The sequence below is a fragment of the Arcticibacterium sp. SM2516 genome, assembly GCF_057914865.1.
Window position 1 is genome coordinate 5,495,602 of the sequence record NZ_CP195290.1, and the last position, 17,744, is coordinate 5,513,345.

Here is a 17,744-nt window from a genome sequence, read left to right on the forward strand (position 1 = left end):
TGTTTGGTAAATGAATAGAGTTCAGAAAGTTGCTTCGCCCATATTGATTGTGCTCAATGTGATGCTCGTTTTTTTGTTGATTTTTGAGTCAAAGGTAGATTTGCCACTCATTTTTGCTTCTTTAGGAAGGGTGCATCCACTGTTGTTACATTTTCCTATTGGCGTTTTTTTTGTGGCCGCTTTTTTACACCTAGGAGCTAAGTTTTTCAAGGAAACCAAGCTAGACGATCTTCTTATATTCCTTTTTCTTGTTTCTGCCTTTTCCGCCGCCTTTACGGCCCTTTTTGGCTTTTTTTTAGGGCAAGAAGCTGGTTACTCTGCGGAGCAGTTAAAGTGGCATAAATGGTTAGGTATTTTATCCAGTCTGATTCTCTGGGTGGCGTATATGTCATTAGAGAAATCTTGGCGATACAGTAAGCCTTTGACCGTAGTTGCTGCCATCATTGTCTTAATTACTGGGCATTTAGGCGGAGAAATTACACATGGAGCCAATTATGTTTTTGCTCCGCTTCAAATAGAAACCAAAAAGCCTTTTGACCCTAATGGTTCTGTATTCGCAGAAGCTATCAATCCTATTCTAGAAGCCAAGTGTTTGTCGTGTCATAACGACAAAAAGATGAAAGGCGAGCTTAATATGGCTTCGCTTTCAAAAATCATGAAAGGTGGTGAAGATGGTCCTCTTTGGTTGGCAGGTGATGCTTTAAATAGCCACATCATTAAAAATGCCAAGCTACCTTTAGAAGATAAGAAACATATGCCACCTAAAGGCAAACCTCAGCTAACGGCTCTAGAGATTTCGATTTTGGAGCGTTGGATAAATCAGGGTGCTAAAGCGGAATTAAGTTTAACAGAATTATCGGAGGGAGATTCTCTTCGCCAGTTGGTGTTGAAACAGTATGGAGTAAATAAAGAAGAAAAAATATATGAATTTTCTGCTGCTTCTGAAAGTACTTTGGCTGATGTGAAAACACCGTTCTGTACCGTGGAGGCTTTGGCCTTAAATTCTCCTGCTCTAAAAGCCAATTTTTATGTAACAGAAAGGTTTGACCCCGCTACACTGTCAAATCTTAAAAAGGTTTCAGAACAACTAGTAGCGTTGAACTTGGCTAAAATGCCGGTTTCTGATAAAGATTTAAACCTGATTTCAGGCTTTGAGAATCTTGAAATATTGGTACTCAATAGTTCAGATGTTACGGGCAAGAATCTAGAAGTCTTAGCCAAGCTGAAAAACTTAGTTAGTTTAAGTTTAAGTGGCTGTGCTTTAGAAAAAGGAAGTTTGGAAAAATTGTCAAAGTTTCCAGCCCTTGAGCAACTTTTTGTGTGGAATACAGGCTTAGAAGTGGCGGATGTAGATGCTTTTGAGAAATCTAATAGGAAAGTATTTGTGTCAAAAGGTTTTGTGCCTACGGATGATGACATGCTTAAAATCAATCCACCGACATTACTAAGCAAGTCCGTTATATTAAAAACAGGTGAAAAGGTTCAGCTTAAACATGGACTTTCGAATGTTCAAATCAGGTATGTTACAGACGACATTAAATTGGACTCAGTTAGTGGTAATATTTATAAAGATGAAATTCCGCTAGAAGGTTTTGCCAAGGTTAAAACGCTGGCAACAAAAGACGGTTGGTATGCCTCAGATACCAGAGAATTTTCTTTTTTTAGGAGTAATTTTAAAGCGGATAGTGCTTGGTTGCTGGCTCCAACTAATAGCCAATACCCAGGCTTAGGAAGCAATACTGTGATAGACCAAAAACAGGGCGACAAGGCTAACTTTAAAGATTTTGCCTGGTTAGGCTATAAAGAAAGTGATGCTGAGATTTTGTTAAAAACAAACTCAGAGGATGAGATCAAAGGCTTAACTGTGAGCTATTTAAAAAGTGTAGGAAGCTATATCATGCCGCCGCAGGAAATTCAAGTTTGGGCTGGCGATAGTCGCAACAATTTAAAATTGATAGATAAAAAGAGCCCTGAAACTTTAATTAAAGGGGAGCCTGTAAGTTATGATGGTCTCAACTTTAAATTAGATAAAGCTTACAAATACATTAAGGTAGTAGGCAAACCTATTCAAAAACTACCAAAATGGCATGGAGGGTCAGGGCAGAAAGCTTGGCTATTTATTGATGAGATTTATTTGTACTAGTCTTTTTTGGTTCTGAGAATCCATGATGCTAAAAGACCAATGAAAAGCCCCATAGGTAATATTTCTAATAAGGTGATTCCGAACTTGTAAAAAGGATTTTGGTAATAAGTCATTGATTTGTCAATGTCTAATAAAGCTTTTGACAATTCTTCTGGAGAAAGTTTTTTGTTGTTCAGATCGTTTCTGTACATGTCGGCTATCCTTTCGTTAAGCTCTGGGTTTAATCCTGATATTACCATCCAAGCTACAGTGTAAATCAATGCACTTATGATGGCAATTAAAGCTCCAGTTTGAAGAGCTTGTTTAAAGGTGATTTCGCCACCTAGTGTTTTCATCTTGTGTTCTCTTATTCCAAAAAAGATAAGCGATAAAGCTACTGCCATGCTGATATAACCTACCATTTGTGAAGAAGCCAATGAAGATTCTTTAGACAGCATTATTGGCGAAAAAATAGCCATTAAGGCGGCCTGAATTCCACCAGAAATTAACCCAAATTTTAATGCCGATTTGTTCATGATGATAAGGAATGAGATGAAATAACTATACCTCTTTGAATAGGAGGCTATTCTAAGATAAGAATTTTCTGGCTTTTACTGCAAGTAGGAGATGTCAATAATTCATGAAATTATGACGCACCTTAAAAAGTATCACTTTTTATAGCATTATTTTGGCTTAAATAGAAGCTAATATTCAGGTGTAGGTATGAGAAATAAAACATAAAAATAAGGAGCCACCTCATTTCTGTGGCGGCTCTTGGCAAATTCTGCGAAGTTATTTTTTGAATTTTTTAAAAAACTCACGAACCTGCTCGCCAGCTGCTTCCCTTCCACCAAGGCCAAACATAAGAGCAAATGCGACAGCAATGGCTCCAAGCGTCAGACCGAATGCCAATTCAACAATTTCATTGGCAATGCCCATTTGACGTAATGATATTGCAATAAATAAGGCTAGTATGACGTACTTAGCAATATTTGCTATCAGCACGTTCTCCTCTGATTTATGGATGAATTTATATGCCATGTTGGCTAAGAAGTTTCCAAGAAGTAGGATAACTAGTCCAAAGAGAATTTTGGATGCGAGAACTAAAACGTCATTTAAAATATTAGTAAGAGCCTCAAACTCCAACTCCCCAGCTGCGGTAGTTGCTCCAAGAAGCAGTATCATGAAAGTCGCGACATTTCCTATAAGAGAACTAAGTTTTTTCTCTCCAGTAATTGAAGTTAATTTATATTTTGAAGCATATTCGTTGATGCCAATATTTTCGAGAATCCCTTCTAAAAGTTGTACGACATATTTTCCTACAAAATAAAATACAGCCATAATAACTACGGCCAAAATTATTCTAGGTATAGCACTAAGCAAGTTGGTGAAAAGTACCTTGGCAGGGTCGGTAATAATATCCATTTTAAGATAGTCTAAAGCAACCATTAATATGGGAACGAAGATGATGACAAACACAATCTTTTTTAAGATGTTACCTAAATCAAGATTACCTAAATTTAATTTTGATGAATATTTATTTATGGCATCACCTGCCATAGAAACTAATTCGGAAACAAACTGAGCTAAGTAGTAGCCTATGACGCCTATCACACCCGCACCTATAATGTTAGGAACCGCCTGCATAAATTTGGAGAGCATGTCTTTAAGTGGTTCCAAGACATTACTTACGCCAAGAATTTCCAAAGCAATAAGTGAACCCATGATTAAAAGCAGGTAATGCACCAGTTTACCTATGAGAAGTGATGGTTTTGGGTTTCCTTTTTCCAACATTTGTCGGTCAAAAGGAGCTTTTTGAACAAGTTTGGTAATAAGTCGGGAAATAAATTTAGCAACCACCCAGGTGATAAAAAAGATAAGTAAAGCAGATAATGCTCTTAAAAGTCCTGGGCCTATCATGCCGGAGAGCTGTGCTCCGAAATTTGAATCCATAAAGCCTTGTAGTTGATTTTCCATGCGTCAGATGTTTTTAAGTGTTATAAAATAATAGGTCTTACTAAAGAAACAGCAAGAAGTCTTTAATTTTGGACGTAGTGAGGCCACTAAAGTGACAATTGACTCATTATGAGTTTGTTTAGTATGAGGTGCTTAGAGAAGATCATTATGGTTTCAGGAGTAACAAATCGAATTCTTTTTTTATTCACCTCCAAAGTCCTCATAAATTCACTAGACATTTTTAGAATACCTAGCAAAAGTGGTTTAGCTAATTAAGTTATCTAGTTTGCGTTTCGTAGCGTACTCAACTGAAAATTCAAAGTCAAGCTAATGGAGAATTAACTTTATAACAGGATTAATTTTGGCATCGTGAATCTTAAAAGATTAATTTTTGAAATATAACCCGACTTTAAAAAAGTCGGGTTATTATTTTAAACCATTAAATATGAGTAATCTTAACTCACACTATATATAAACTGTACTTCTGTAAAGTACAATAATTTATACGTAAAATGCAAAAGCAGACTCTTTTTTTTATTTTTCGGTCAAATAAAGGGTAATAATCCCGTAGTCTTTTTTCGTTATAGTTACGTAATTTGATTATTGAATCTAAACGACAAAAATTATGAGTGCATCTGAGTTGTTTTTTACACTACTTCAAATCTTATTGCTACTTACTGTACCAGTCTTATTGGGGTATGTGGTAAATAGATTGTATTCTATACTAAAAAGGCCTTCTAGAAAGGGGCTTAATTACTATAGAAGAAATTAAAAGAAAGAGTTTGTTTCATTTAGGTTAGGGTTAATAGTAAAAATCCGGTCATCCATAGGGATAGGCTGGATTTTTCTTTTAAATGGTTTATATTTAAGATGATATGTGTTATATTGTAGATGAATCCACATTTATATATACATGAAAGTCTTATTTTTGTCTATAATAATTATATTAATTTCTGGTTCATTATTTGGTCAATCTCCTCCAAATATTACTACAGAACCTTATTTAGAAGGGGGCTTTGTTTGTTTTAATAGTTCTGCTATTATAAAAGCAAATGTATCTAATGCCAATAGCTATGAACTTCAGATAAAGGATGAAGAAAATAATTCATATGCACCTTTTCCGGGATACTCTGGGGTGGCTGTTAATCCATTTTCACTAAGTCTAGATAATTATCAGCACGATTTAGTTTTAAGAATAGTTTTCACTAATACTTTTGGAAATACCACTTCTCATGACTTTCAAGTATCAGCCCAAAGACCAGTATTTATAATAGAGCCACAGGCACAAATTCAATGTTTTGAAAAAGATATCTATTATTATGTGGATGATTTCGGGAGTAGTCATTCTTACCAATGGCAAAAAAGTGAAGATGGGTCTTTGGGAAGCTATTCAGATTTAAGTGCTAGTAGTAAGTATAGAGATGTAAATACTTTAGCCTTAAAATTAAATGATATAAAAACATCAGACGATGATTTTTTTAGATGTGTGGTTACAGATGGAAATGGATGTAAAAACACCTCTAATGGAGCTTCATTGTTTATCAATAATACTGGGACAATTCAGCCAACAACCTCTACCACATTTTGTGAAGACGGTTTTGCAAACTTTTCCTTAAAAGCAAGTGGAATAGAAGGAACCATAGACGCGTATCACTGGACAGCAAATGATGGTACTAATGAATTCACAGGAAATGATTTCGAAGAGGAGTCTGCTTCAAGTTTTAATGTTAATAAGATGCCAATTGGATTAGACGGCGTTGAAGTGGAACTCGAGTTTACAAATAACCTTATGCAGCCAGATGGCTCTTTGGTAGCCGCTACTTGTACCTATACCAGAGAAAGGACTGGATATACGGTGAATGCAAAGCCTGATAGCCCAACTGCATTCGTTGCTGATTCTGTCTGTGGAGAAGGAATCATGAATCTGGCTGTTACAGACATTAGGTCGGCATGGAACTGGTCTGCCACACCATACGGGGATGTTCTTGCTACCGTAAAAAGCTATCAAACACCAAGTTTAACATTAAGCAATTATTATTATGTGAGTTTCACAGATGATAATGACTGTAAATCTGGTCCAGATTCTATCTTGGCTAAAGTGAACCCTTTACCAAATTTGACTTTGGGTACTATAGATCCGGTATGTCCAGGAACTAACACTTTTGAGATTCCTTACACAAATTTATCCGTAGGAGTAGACAAATTTTCTCTGACATTATCATCGGGCACAATGGCAGATTTTGTATCTATTTCAGATGCTACTATTACGGGCACAGCCTTGACTATCACAATACCTTCTACTGCAGCCAATGGTAATTATACTTTTAATCTTGTTTTAGAAAATTCAAGTACTGAATGCCTTTCAGAGATAATTCCGATCAACCTTTATATTCAGAAACCCAGTAATGTTAGTAAAGCACCAGTAACGGCTGAAATTTGTGAAGAAGATGCTCATACTTTTTTTGTAGTTGGAGCTGGAGAAGGAATCTTGTCTTTTCAATGGTTTTTTGAGTCAGCGGCTATTAGCGGAGCAGAGAGTGATACTTACCAGTTGAGCCATGCGGATTTGACTGACGGCGGTTCTTATTACTGTAAAGTATCGGCAACTTGTGGTTTTGTGAATTCTACAGCGGCGGATTTAACCGTAAAACCCCAAACGAAAATTTCTGGGCAACCTACCAATGAGCAAATTTGTGTTGGTTCTGACGCTAATTTTTTTGTGACGGCTACGGGTTCGGGTACCTTAACTTATCAATGGAAAAAGGATGGAGAGAATATAGGAACCAATTCAAGTAGTTTGCGTCTTGAGAATGTTTCAGCTGCTGAGAATGGTGCTAAAATAACCTGCTTGGTACAAGGCGACTGCGGCGATAACCTTTCGGCGGAAGCTACATTAACAGTTTTGGCTTTGCCTCTAGCACCTACTGTGGTGGATACGGGCTATTGTTTAAACAGCAGTCCAAGTGCATTGACAGCCGTTGCGGCTACAGGTCATGAATTAAATTGGTATGGAACAAACCAAACTGGTGGAACTGCTTCCATTTCGCCACCAACACCCGATGTCACTTCAGAAGGAGATTTTGCTTATTATGTTTCACAGGTTGACGCCAATTCTTGCGAAAGCCCAAGAACTGAAATAAAAGTGAAAATTACAGATATGGTAACCGCTAATTTATCAACTAGTACTTCGGCAGTATGTGCTCATGGTGAATTAAATAGAGTAGTCCTTTTTACCATAGCAGGTCAAAACGGAGATGGAAATTATACGTATCAATGGGGGAAAGACACTGTGGATATTAGGGATGAAACCATTGATTCTTACATAGGAACGGGTGCAGGAGATTATTATGTCAAAGTCGCATCAGGTTATTGTGGTATCACAAAAACCATCTCAATCGGTTCTGTTTTGACATCTGCCATTCAAGGGCCTAGTGTAAGTGCCACGGACCTCATTATGCCCTATACGGTGTGCCAAGGCAGTAATGTCACTTTTAATGCTGTTACCAATACCAACGGAACAGAATATAAATGGTATGCTTCGCCAACAGGAAATGTCATTATAAATAATACCGCTTCTTTCAATTTGTCAAACGTACAGACTGCTAGAACTTATTATGCCGCTGTTCAGCAAACTGATGGTTTAACTACTTGTGAAACGGAAAGAACAGTGGTCAATATCGCCGTTTATGATACTCCATCGGTGGTAGAGACCGTAACACCAGAAAGTTGTCCCGGTACAGGTGACGGAAGTGTTGCTTTGGTTCCACAGACTAGTAATTTGCCTTATCAGTTTAAATTGGAGTCAGGAAGCCTTCAGTCGCATCATGTTTTCGATAATCTAACCGCAAAATCGTATCAAATAACTTTGCAAGATTCGGAAGGATGTATGGGCACCACTTCCATTTCTATGACTTCCGGAGCAGCTCCAGAATTTACCACTCAGCCTGTCAGTCAAACCAATTGTGATGGCAATACCATAACTTTTGAAAGTGTAACGGATGCCGTTTACATCATGTCATGGGAAAAGAAATTACCCGAAGGTAATTGGGAATTGATTGCCGACGAAACGGATATTGATTTAAAATTGACCAATGTGGGGAACATTGCTAATCCGCATGGTACTTTGTTTAGAGTAGCCGCCGCATCTTCTAATTGTAGTACTGTTTCTGACGAAGTGGTCTTAAGCGTAAATGACTTCACCGCAAATCTCACCAACCAAGATGTGTGTGCCGGTGAGCTTGTTACATGGGTGCCACCTGCTACCGTAGGTACCATCCAGAATTATGAATGGCAACGAAAAGTGTCTGGTGGTAGTTTTGTTCAGGTTCAGTCTGGTGCATTGCCAAACTATGTTATAAATGGAGTTACAGGCATTAAGGATTCCGATCAATATCGTGTGAAAATTACTTTCGAAAAAACAGGCGGTACTTGTCTCGAAACTTCAGATGGCGGGACACTAAATGTGACAGAATTGGCTGAAACCACCTTAGCAGGAACCACAGAAATGTGCGAAGGAGAAGCTGCTACTTTATCAGCCTCTGGCTGCAACGGAATAGTGACTTGGTCTGATACACAGGAAGGAGAAACTATTTCTGTTTCACCAACAGAAACCACCAATTATACAGCAGATTGTGCTTTAAACGGTTGCTCTGTTTTGGCCACTAATAGTGTTACTATAAGTATTAAGCCCGGTATAGCAGTCCCTTCTATCACAGCTAATAAGACAGAAGTATGTTTTGGAGATTCCGCAGTGTTGGTCATTTCAGGCTGCACAGGTGTAATCTTGTGGAGTTCTGGCGAAAATACGACTGAGATTATGGCGAAATCTATTGGCACCGTAACTTACTCAGCTACCTGTTCATCTAATTCATGTACCAGTTCTGTTTCTAATTCCATTGATATTCATGGTTATCCAGAATTGATAGCTGGGAGAGTTTCGCAGTCCACGGATGTGAATTGTGCAGGTTTTAATCCGTCTACCATTTCAAATGAAACAAGTCCTTCGGGAGGAAAAGGTGCACATACCATTACATGGGAGTTTTCTGATAATTGTTCCGCTGCGGAACCCGATTGGACAGTCATACCCAATGCCGAAAGCGTAGCTTACAACCCTTCTACCATTCAAAAAACGACTTGCTACAGAAGAAAGACGGTGGATGAATGCGATGCTGTGGTTTATTCGAATATCTCAATCATTCAAATTGTTGATGACCCATCTGTAACAGTAAGCTCTTCTGAATCTAGTATATGTTCCAATCAAAGTTTCACACTTACCGCAAATATTTCAGGAGGCACGGGGGTATGTAATGTCATTTGGCAGCGAAATTTAAAGTCGTCCGCTTCCGGTTCTTCTTTTTGGGAAGACATTCCTAGTTCAGCCTTGACCATTACCCTTTCAGACCTAGAAAATACCGAGGCCGCTATTGTTTCGGTTTATTACAGAGCTATTTATGATTGTGATTTGACCAATTGTAATAAGGCGACTTCTGATGCCATAGAAATTCAAGTAGCCCCCAATATCACGGTTAATGTAGCTTCTGATAAGAATGATATTTGCGAAGGAGAGAGTATCAACGTTTCAGCCAAAGGCTGTTTAGGGAATTTACAATGGTTTGAAGGTAGTTCAGATTCCTTGCGTGTTTTCAGTCCGGCAATCACAGGATATTTAGTAGCTAAATGTTCTATAACAGGTTGTTCTACAATAGCCAAAGATTCGGTAGAAATCAGGGTACGTCCTGGTATTTCTGCCCCAATCATTACGGCTACTAAAACGGAGATCTGTTATGGTGATTCGGTGACACTTAATGTTACAGCTTGCTCAGGTGATATCCTTTGGCGTTCTGGTGAAACCACCGCTGAAATTATAGTAAAACCGACTTCACTCGTGACTTATTCGGCTACTTGTTCGGCTAATTCTTGTACCAGTCCAGTTTCAAATACCATTGAGGTACAAGGTTATCCAGAATTATTCCCAGGAAGCATTGGTGTTAATAATGGCGTAAACTGTGCAGGTTTTAATCCTACTATTATTATAAACGAGAATGACCCATTTGGAGGAAAAGGTGCTCATACCATTTCATGGGAAATGTCAGAAAATTGTTCCACTGTAAGTCCAACTTGGAGTGCAATTTCTGGGGAGACAGGCTTAACTTTTAACCCTTCAACCATTCAAAAAACAACCTGTTACCGAAGAAAGATAATAGACGAATGCGGTGCTGTGGTTTATTCGAATATCTCAATCATTCAAATTGTTGATGACCCTTCTGTGACAGTAAATTCTTCAGAAACTAGCATTTGTTCCAATCAAAGTTTTACACTTACCGGTATTGTTTCTGGAGGCACGGGGGTATGTAATTTCATTTGGCAGCGGAATTTGAAGTCCTCGGCTTCGGGTTCTACATTTTGGGAAGATATTCCTGGTTCATCATTGACCAACGTTATTTCAGGTGTAGAAAATACTGAGGCAACTAACATCTCGGTTTATTACAGAGCTATTTATGACTGTGAACTGACCAATTGTAATAAAGCCACTTCAAATACCCTAGAAATTAAGGTAGCACCCAGTATTGTAGTCAATGTATCTTCGGACAATCTTGATATTTGTGAAGGAGAAAGTATCAGCGTTTCAGCCAAAGGTTGCTTAGGGAATTTACAATGGTTTGATGGTAGTTCAGATTCCTTGCGTGTTTTCAATCCAGCGGTTTCAGGATACTTGGTGGCTAGGTGTTCCACAGAAGGCTGCGATGTTACGACCAAAGATTCGGTGGAAATCACAGTAGGTCCTGGCATTTCTGCTCCTATCATTACGGCTACTAAAATGGAGAACTGTTATGGTGATTCGGTGACACTTAATGATACAGCTTGCTCAGGTGATATCCTGTGGCGTTCTGGTGAAAATACCGCTGAAATTATAGTAAAACCGACTTCACTCGTGACTTATTCGGCTACTTGTTCGGCTAATTCTTGTACCAGTCCAGTTTCAAATACCATTGAGGTACAAGGTTATCCTGAGTTAATTCCAGGAAGTATTGGTGTTAATAATGGCGTAAACTGTGCAGGTTTTAATCCTACTATTATTATAAACGAGAATGACCCATTTGGAGGAAAAGGTGCTCATACCATTTCATGGGAGTTTTCTGATAATTGTTCCGCTGCGAAACCCGTTTGGACGGTCATAGCCAATGCCACAAGCGTAGCCTATAACCCTTCAACCATTCAAAAAACAACCTGTTACAGAAGAAAGGTAATAGACGAATGCGGTGCTGTGGTTTATTCCAATACCTCTACCATCCAAATTGTGGAGGATCCTTCTATAGAAGTTAACTCTTCAGAAAACAGCATTTGTTCCAATCAAAGTTTTACACTTACCGGCATTGTTTCAGGTGGTACTGGTGTTTGTAATATGAACTGGCAACGGAATTTGAAGTCCTCGGCTTCGGGTTCTTCTTTCTGGGAGGATATACCAGGAACAGCTTTGACCAACGTAATTTCAGGTGTAGAAAATACCGAGGCAACTACCATCTCGGTTTATTACAGAGCTATTTATGATTGTGAGCTGACCAATTGTAATAAAGCCACTTCAGAGGCTTTTGAAATTCAGGTTGCACCCAGTATTGTGGTCAATGTAACTTCGGACAAGCTTGATATTTGTGAAGGAGAAAGTATCAACGTTTCAGCCAAAGGTTGCTTAGGGAATTTACAATGGTTTGATGGTAGTTCAGATTCCTTGCGTGTTTTCAATCCAACGGTTTCAGGATACTTGGTGGCTAGGTGTTCTATAACGGGTTGTTCTACAATAGCCAAAGATTCGGTGGAAATCAGGGTACGTCCTGGTATTTCTGCCCCAATCATTACATCTACTAAAATGGAGATCTGTTATGGTGATTCGGTGACACTTAATGTTACAGCTTGCTCAGGTGATATCCTGTGGCGTTCTGGTGAAAATACCGCTGAAATTATAGTAAAACCGACTTCACTCGTGACTTATTCGGCTACTTGTTCGGCTAATTCTTGTACCAGTCCAGTTTCAAATACCATTGAGGTACAAGGTTATCCTGAGTTAATTCCAGGAAGTATTGGTGTTAATAATGGCGTAAACTGTGCAGGTTTTAATCCTACTATTATTATAAACGAGAATGACCCATTAGGAGGAAAAGGTGCTCATGCCATTTCATGGGAAATGTCAGAGAATTGTTCCAGTGTAAGTCCAACTTGGAGTGCAATTTCTGAGGAGACAGGCTTAACTTTTAACCCTTCTACCATTCAAAAAACGACTTGTTATAGAAGAAAAATATTGGATGAATGCGGTGCTGTGGTTTATTCGAATATCTCTACCATCCAAATTGTGGAGGATCCTTCTATAGAAGTAAGCTCTTCAGAAACTAGCATTTGTGCTAATCAAGGTTTTACACTTACCGGCATTGTTTCAGGTGGTACTGGTGTTTGTAATGTCATTTGGCAGCGGAATTTGAAGTCCTCGGCTTCGGGATCTTCTTTCTGGGAAGATATACCAGGAACAGCTTTGACTAATACCATTTCAGATTTAGAAAATACAGAGGTAGCTACCATCACGGTTTATTATAGAGCTATTTATGACTGTGAGCTGACCAATTGTAATAAAGCCACTTCAAATGCCCTAGAAATTCAGGTAGCACCCAGTATTGTGGTCAATGTAACTTCGGACAAGCATGATATTTGTAAAGGAGAAAGTATCAACGTTTCAGCCAAAGGCTGCTTCGGGAACCTTCAATGGTTTGATGGTAGTTCAGATTCCTTGCGTGTTTTCAATCCAACGCTCACAGGATACTTAGCGGCTACGTGTTCCACAGAAGGCTGCGATGTTACGGCCAAAGATTCTTTAGAAATCATGGTTCGTCCAGGCATTTCTGCCCCTATCATTACCGCAACTAAAACGGAGTTCTGTTACGGTGATTCGGTGACGCTTAATGTTACAGCTTGCTCAGGTGATATCCGATGGAGTACTGGTAAAAATACCGCTAAAATTATAGTAAAACCGACTTCACTCGTGACTTATTCGGCTACTTGTACCACTAATTCTTGTACCAGTCCAGTTTCAAATACCATTGAGGTACAAGGTTATCCAGAATTATTCCCAGGAAGCATTGGTGTTAATAATGGCGTAAACTGTGCAGGTTTTAATCCTACTATTATTATAAACGAGAATGACCCATTTGGAGGAAAAGGTGCTCATACCATTTCATGGGAAATGTCAGAGAATTGTTCCAGTGTAAGTCCAACTTGGAGTGCAATTTCTGAGGAGACAGGCTTAACTTTTAACCCTTCTACCATTCAAAAAACGACTTGTTATAGAAGAAAAATAGTGGATGAATGCGGTGCTGTGGTTTATTCGAATATCTCAATCATTCAAATTGTTGATGACCCTTCTGTGACAGTAAGCTCTTCAGAAAACATCATTTGTGCTAATCAAAGTTTTACACTTACCGGTATTGTTTCTGGAGGCACGGGGGTATGTAATGTCATTTGGCAGCGGAATTTGAAGTCTTCGGCTTCGGGATCTGCATTTTGGGAAGATATTCCTGGTTTATCATTGACCAACGTTATTTCAGGTGTAGAAAATACCGAGGCAACTACCATCTCGGTTTATTACAGAGCTATTTATGATTGTGAGCTGACCAATTGTAATAAAGCCACTTCAGAGGCTTTTGAAATTCAGGTTGCACCCAGTATTGTGGTCAATGTAACTTCGGACAAGCTTGATATTTGTGAAGGAGAAAGTATCAACGTTTCAGCCAAAGGTTGCTTAGGGAATTTACAATGGTTTGATGGTAGTTCAGATTCCTTGCGTGTTTTCAATCCAACGGTTTCAGGATACTTGGTGGCTAGGTGTTCTATAACGGGTTGTTCTACAATAGCCAAAGATTCGGTGGAAATCACGGTACGTCCTGGTATTTCTGCCCCAATCATTACGGCTACTAAAACGGAGATTTGTTATGGTGATTCGGTGACACTTAATGTTACAGCTTGCTCAGGTGATATCCTGTGGCGTTCTGGTGAAACCACCGCTGAAATTATAGTAAAACCTACATCACTGGTGACTTATTCGGCTACTTGTTCATCTAATTCATGTATCAGTCCAGTTTCAAATACCATTAAGGTACAAGGTTATCCTGAGTTAATTCCAGGAAGTATTGGTGTTAATAATGGGGTAAACTGTGCAGGTTTTAATCCTTCTATTATTATAAATGAGAATGACCCATTTGGAGGAAAAGGTGCTCATACCATTTCATGGGAAATGTCAGAAAATTGTTCCACTGTAAGTCCAACTTGGAGTGCAATTTCTGGGGAGACAGGCTTAACTTTTAACCCTTCAACCATTCAAAAAACAACCTGTTACAGAAGAAAGGTAATAGACGAATGCGGTGCTGTGGTTTATTCGAATATCTCAATCATTCAAATTGTGGAGGATCCTTCTATAGAAGTTAACTCTTCAGAAAACATCATTTGTGCTAATCAAAGTTTTACACTTACCGGCATTGTTTCAGGTGGTACTGGGGTATGTAATGTCATTTGGCAGCGGAATTTGAAGTCCTCGGCTTCGGGATCTACATTTTGGGAAGATATTCCTGGTTCATCATTGACCAACGTTATTTCAGGTGTAGAAAATACTGAGGCAACTAAAATCTCGGTTTATTATAGAGCTATTTATGATTGTGAACTGACCAATTGTAATAAAGCCACTTCAAATGCCCTAGAAATTCAGGTTTTACCTTCTTCTGAAGTAGAATTGAATATATCAGATTCTACAGTTTGTGTCGGAAATTCTGTTTTGCTTAGAGCATCTAGTTGTGGAGGCATTTTGACTTGGTCTGACGGAGAAGAAGGGCTAACAAGAACCATTGAAGTTACAGTTTCAGCGTCTTATATCGCTACCTGCAGTAGTGCTTGTGGTAATTACACCGCTACGTCAAATATTAATGCCATCCCAGGATATGAACCGCCGGTTAACACTACGCCAATAAGTGCGATTCAACCCGATATGCTAACGTTTTCGGCTGCTGGAACTAATTTGAAATGGTATGCTTCGGCTACGGTTGATACCAGTTTGGTTTCTGCTCCTATAGAAACAGAAATTGGCGATTATACTTATTATGTAAGTCAGTCGAATAGTACCTGTGAAAGCCCAAGAATTGAAGTCAATGCTACAGTTTATAGCCCGTTAACTATTGTGAATCAACCCATGGATCAGTATGATTGTGAAGGGAATTCGGTCTACTTTTCTGTCGAGGCAATAGGAGCAGGGACAATATTTTATCAGTGGCAACGAAAACGACCGGGAGAAACACAGTTTACGGATTTGAAAGATGATGATGAAGGAATAAAGTATACTTTGACTCCAAATCTGCGAGTATCTGCGGTAGGGGATAATGATAACCCTGTTTTATCTGAGTATAGATGTAGAATGAGCGATTCTCTGAGTTATATTCAAACTTATGAACGGGTCCTTTATGCAAATGTAATTGAAGGAACCTTGCCAAATATAGAAACCTGTGTTGGTACTGATTTCGAATTTCGCTTGTACGATTATGTAAAAACTACAGGCGATATTATGTCATTTCAATGGCAAATTAGAGATGATGTGATTGATAAGTGGATTGACATTTCTGATGATTTTAGAACGACTGGTTCAAAGAGTCCAAATATGACCATCAAAAATATCCAGATTTATGATACAAGAAAGTATAGGTGTAGCCTAGTCTTTAATACAGGAGGATTTGAGTGTACCGAAAATACGGACCAAACACTTCTTAAGGTTGGCACATACCCCAATAGGCCACCTGATTTATTGGAGGAGTACTGTCAAGGAAAAACCACAAAGACACTTTCTTTTAATGGAAAGCCGAATGACGAACTATGGTATATCGCCACCAATAAGGAGGCTGTAGGATTCAAAAAAGCCCCAAAACCAAGCTCTGATGAAGCTGGAACTTATGAATGGTGGTTTACCGAGATTTCAAAAGAGGATTGTGAAAGTCCAAAAGCGAAATACACAGTGATTATACACCCTAAACCAGAGGCACCTGCCAGTACCACACCACAGTTTGTGGACGAAGGGGAGACCTTGCTTTTTGACGCCAATGGAGAAAACTTGCACTGGTTTACTTCCAGAACAGGTAAGAAATTTGAAACACAAAATCCCTATTATACGGAGATCGACGAATATAAACACTATGTTTCTCAGTCGAGTGACTTTGGTTGCGAAAGTGATAGAACTTTAATTATCTCATTTATTCGGGGCACACTTGGCTTTAAAAAGGCATTGGAAGATAGAGCAGACTGCGAAGGGAACAGTGTTAGATTCGCTGCCAATGCAAAGGGAATAGGAAGTTTAGTATATCTATGGGAAAGGAAATTGCCAGGAGATTCTTTGTTTAGAGAAATGGATGGAGAGACAGGCAGCTCTCTTTTGGTATCAAAAATTGGTTCTGCCGAGAATCCGCATAAGACCCAGTTTAGGGTAAAAGTGAGTGATTCAACAGGCTTAGCGACTTCAAACGCTGCGTATTTATTAGTCAATGAAATAACAGGAGTTCTTAATGCTCAGTACTATTGTATGGATGATAATTGGCGAGTAAACCTTGACAGTTTGGATATTCAAGGAGAGGTTAAAGAATATCAACTCCAAGTACAGCCAGAAAGGTCTTGGGTAACTTTAGATACGGTTTTAAGTATTGATTCTACACGGATATTGAATTTTTATGATTTAAGAGATAGTATTTTCTTGGACTCAGATTATCGAATTAGGATGGTTTTTGAGGCCGAAAATGGTGGAACTTGTACTAGAAGCACAGAGGAGTTTAATTTCCGAATTGATGAGAGACCACTCAAGCCAGAAAAGTTATTCAAAGAAATTTGTCAACACTCCCATATTGAGCTTCCGATTAAAGATTCTTTAAAATTCATTTGGTTTGAAAATCTAGCGGATAGCTCTTTGGTGTCTCCAGCGAGTTTAGAGAATGCCGGTAAGTTTGAATATTATTATGCCTATCAAGATTCCGTAACAGGTTGTATCAGTGAAATGAATAGTTTGTTATTAGAAGTTTTACCTGTAGATTCGGTTTTTCTTTTGAATAATGAATTTGTATATTGTACAGCAGATACCATTTCTATCTTTAATATCGAGGGCATATCGAATTATGAATGGTACGCTCATGACAGTTTAAAATCAACGCTTGGAGATAGCTTAAAAGTTGTTCTTAATACGGCTAAAGAAGAAACCTATCTTTTTGAAACTACTTATGAGAATGGCTGCAAAAGTCCTTTGACCGAAATTATGATCAAAGTAGAGCGGTGCGAAACAGAAGACGTTCCAGAAGAACTTGGACTAGAAAATTTGGATTTTACGGAGGTAGAGTCTAAGATCATTTGTGCGAGTTATCCTAATCCACTAAGGTCAGGTGATGATATGTTTTTATCCGTAGAAAACATGGAATTCGAAGAAGTCTTGATTTACGACAACTTAGGAGGATTAGTGTTTGCCGAGCATTGGACTCCGCAAAAAAGTCTTCAAAAAGTAAGTATAAATTCGGAATTGAGCGATGGGGTTTATACTTTGAAGATTCTTGGGGATGATGGAAACTACTGTGTTTGGAAAATGGTTGTGGCGAAATAGGATGTAATTCAGAGC

Annotated in this window: 4 protein-coding genes; 2 read left to right on the forward strand and 2 right to left on the reverse strand. The window is 38.7% G+C overall.

Annotated features, from left to right (window positions below; genetic code table 11):
• Positions 1 to 10 precede the first annotated feature (10 nt).
• Positions 11 to 2,143, forward strand: a complete 2,133-nt coding sequence (locus ACSBFT_RS22425) for a c-type cytochrome domain-containing protein (protein ID WP_489602512.1) — start codon at positions 11 to 13, stop codon at positions 2,141 to 2,143.
• Here the strand turns inward: ACSBFT_RS22425 and ACSBFT_RS22430 are convergent.
• Both ACSBFT_RS22430 and ACSBFT_RS22435 read right to left on the reverse strand, forming a co-directional pair.
• A complete protein-coding gene (locus tag ACSBFT_RS22430; protein ID WP_489602513.1) occupies positions 2,140 to 2,658 on the reverse strand; it encodes a DUF4199 domain-containing protein in 519 nt (172 codons plus the stop codon). The two genes, ACSBFT_RS22425 and ACSBFT_RS22430, sit on opposite strands and share 4 nt — an antisense overlap.
• Positions 2,659 to 2,914: 256 nt before the next feature.
• Positions 2,915 to 4,099 (reverse strand): mechanosensitive ion channel, encoded by a 1,185-nt coding sequence (locus tag ACSBFT_RS22435; RefSeq protein ID WP_489602514.1) that lies wholly within the window; start codon positions 4,097 to 4,099, stop codon positions 2,915 to 2,917.
• Between the two features lie 892 nt (positions 4,100 to 4,991).
• On the opposite strand from ACSBFT_RS22435, the gene ACSBFT_RS22440 reads away from it, so the two are divergent.
• Positions 4,992 to 17,729: a DUF8696 domain-containing protein gene (locus tag ACSBFT_RS22440; RefSeq protein WP_489602515.1), complete on the forward strand. Its 12,738-nt coding sequence runs from the start codon at positions 4,992 to 4,994 to the stop codon at positions 17,727 to 17,729.
• The last annotated feature ends 15 nt before the right edge of the window (positions 17,730 to 17,744 follow it).

Bases quoted from the DNA above. Each gene is read 5' to 3' on its own strand.
- ACSBFT_RS22435 (WP_489602514.1), bottom strand. From the start codon at position 4,099: ATGGAAAATCAACTACAAGGCTTTATGGATTCAAATTTCGGAGCACAG.
- ACSBFT_RS22440 (WP_489602515.1), top strand. From the start codon at position 4,992: ATGAAAGTCTTATTTTTGTCTATAATAATTATATTAATTTCTGGTTCA.
- ACSBFT_RS22425 (WP_489602512.1), top strand. From the start codon at position 11: ATGAATAGAGTTCAGAAAGTTGCTTCGCCCATATTGATTGTGCTCAAT.
- ACSBFT_RS22430 (WP_489602513.1), bottom strand. From the start codon at position 2,658: ATGAACAAATCGGCATTAAAATTTGGGTTAATTTCTGGTGGAATTCAG.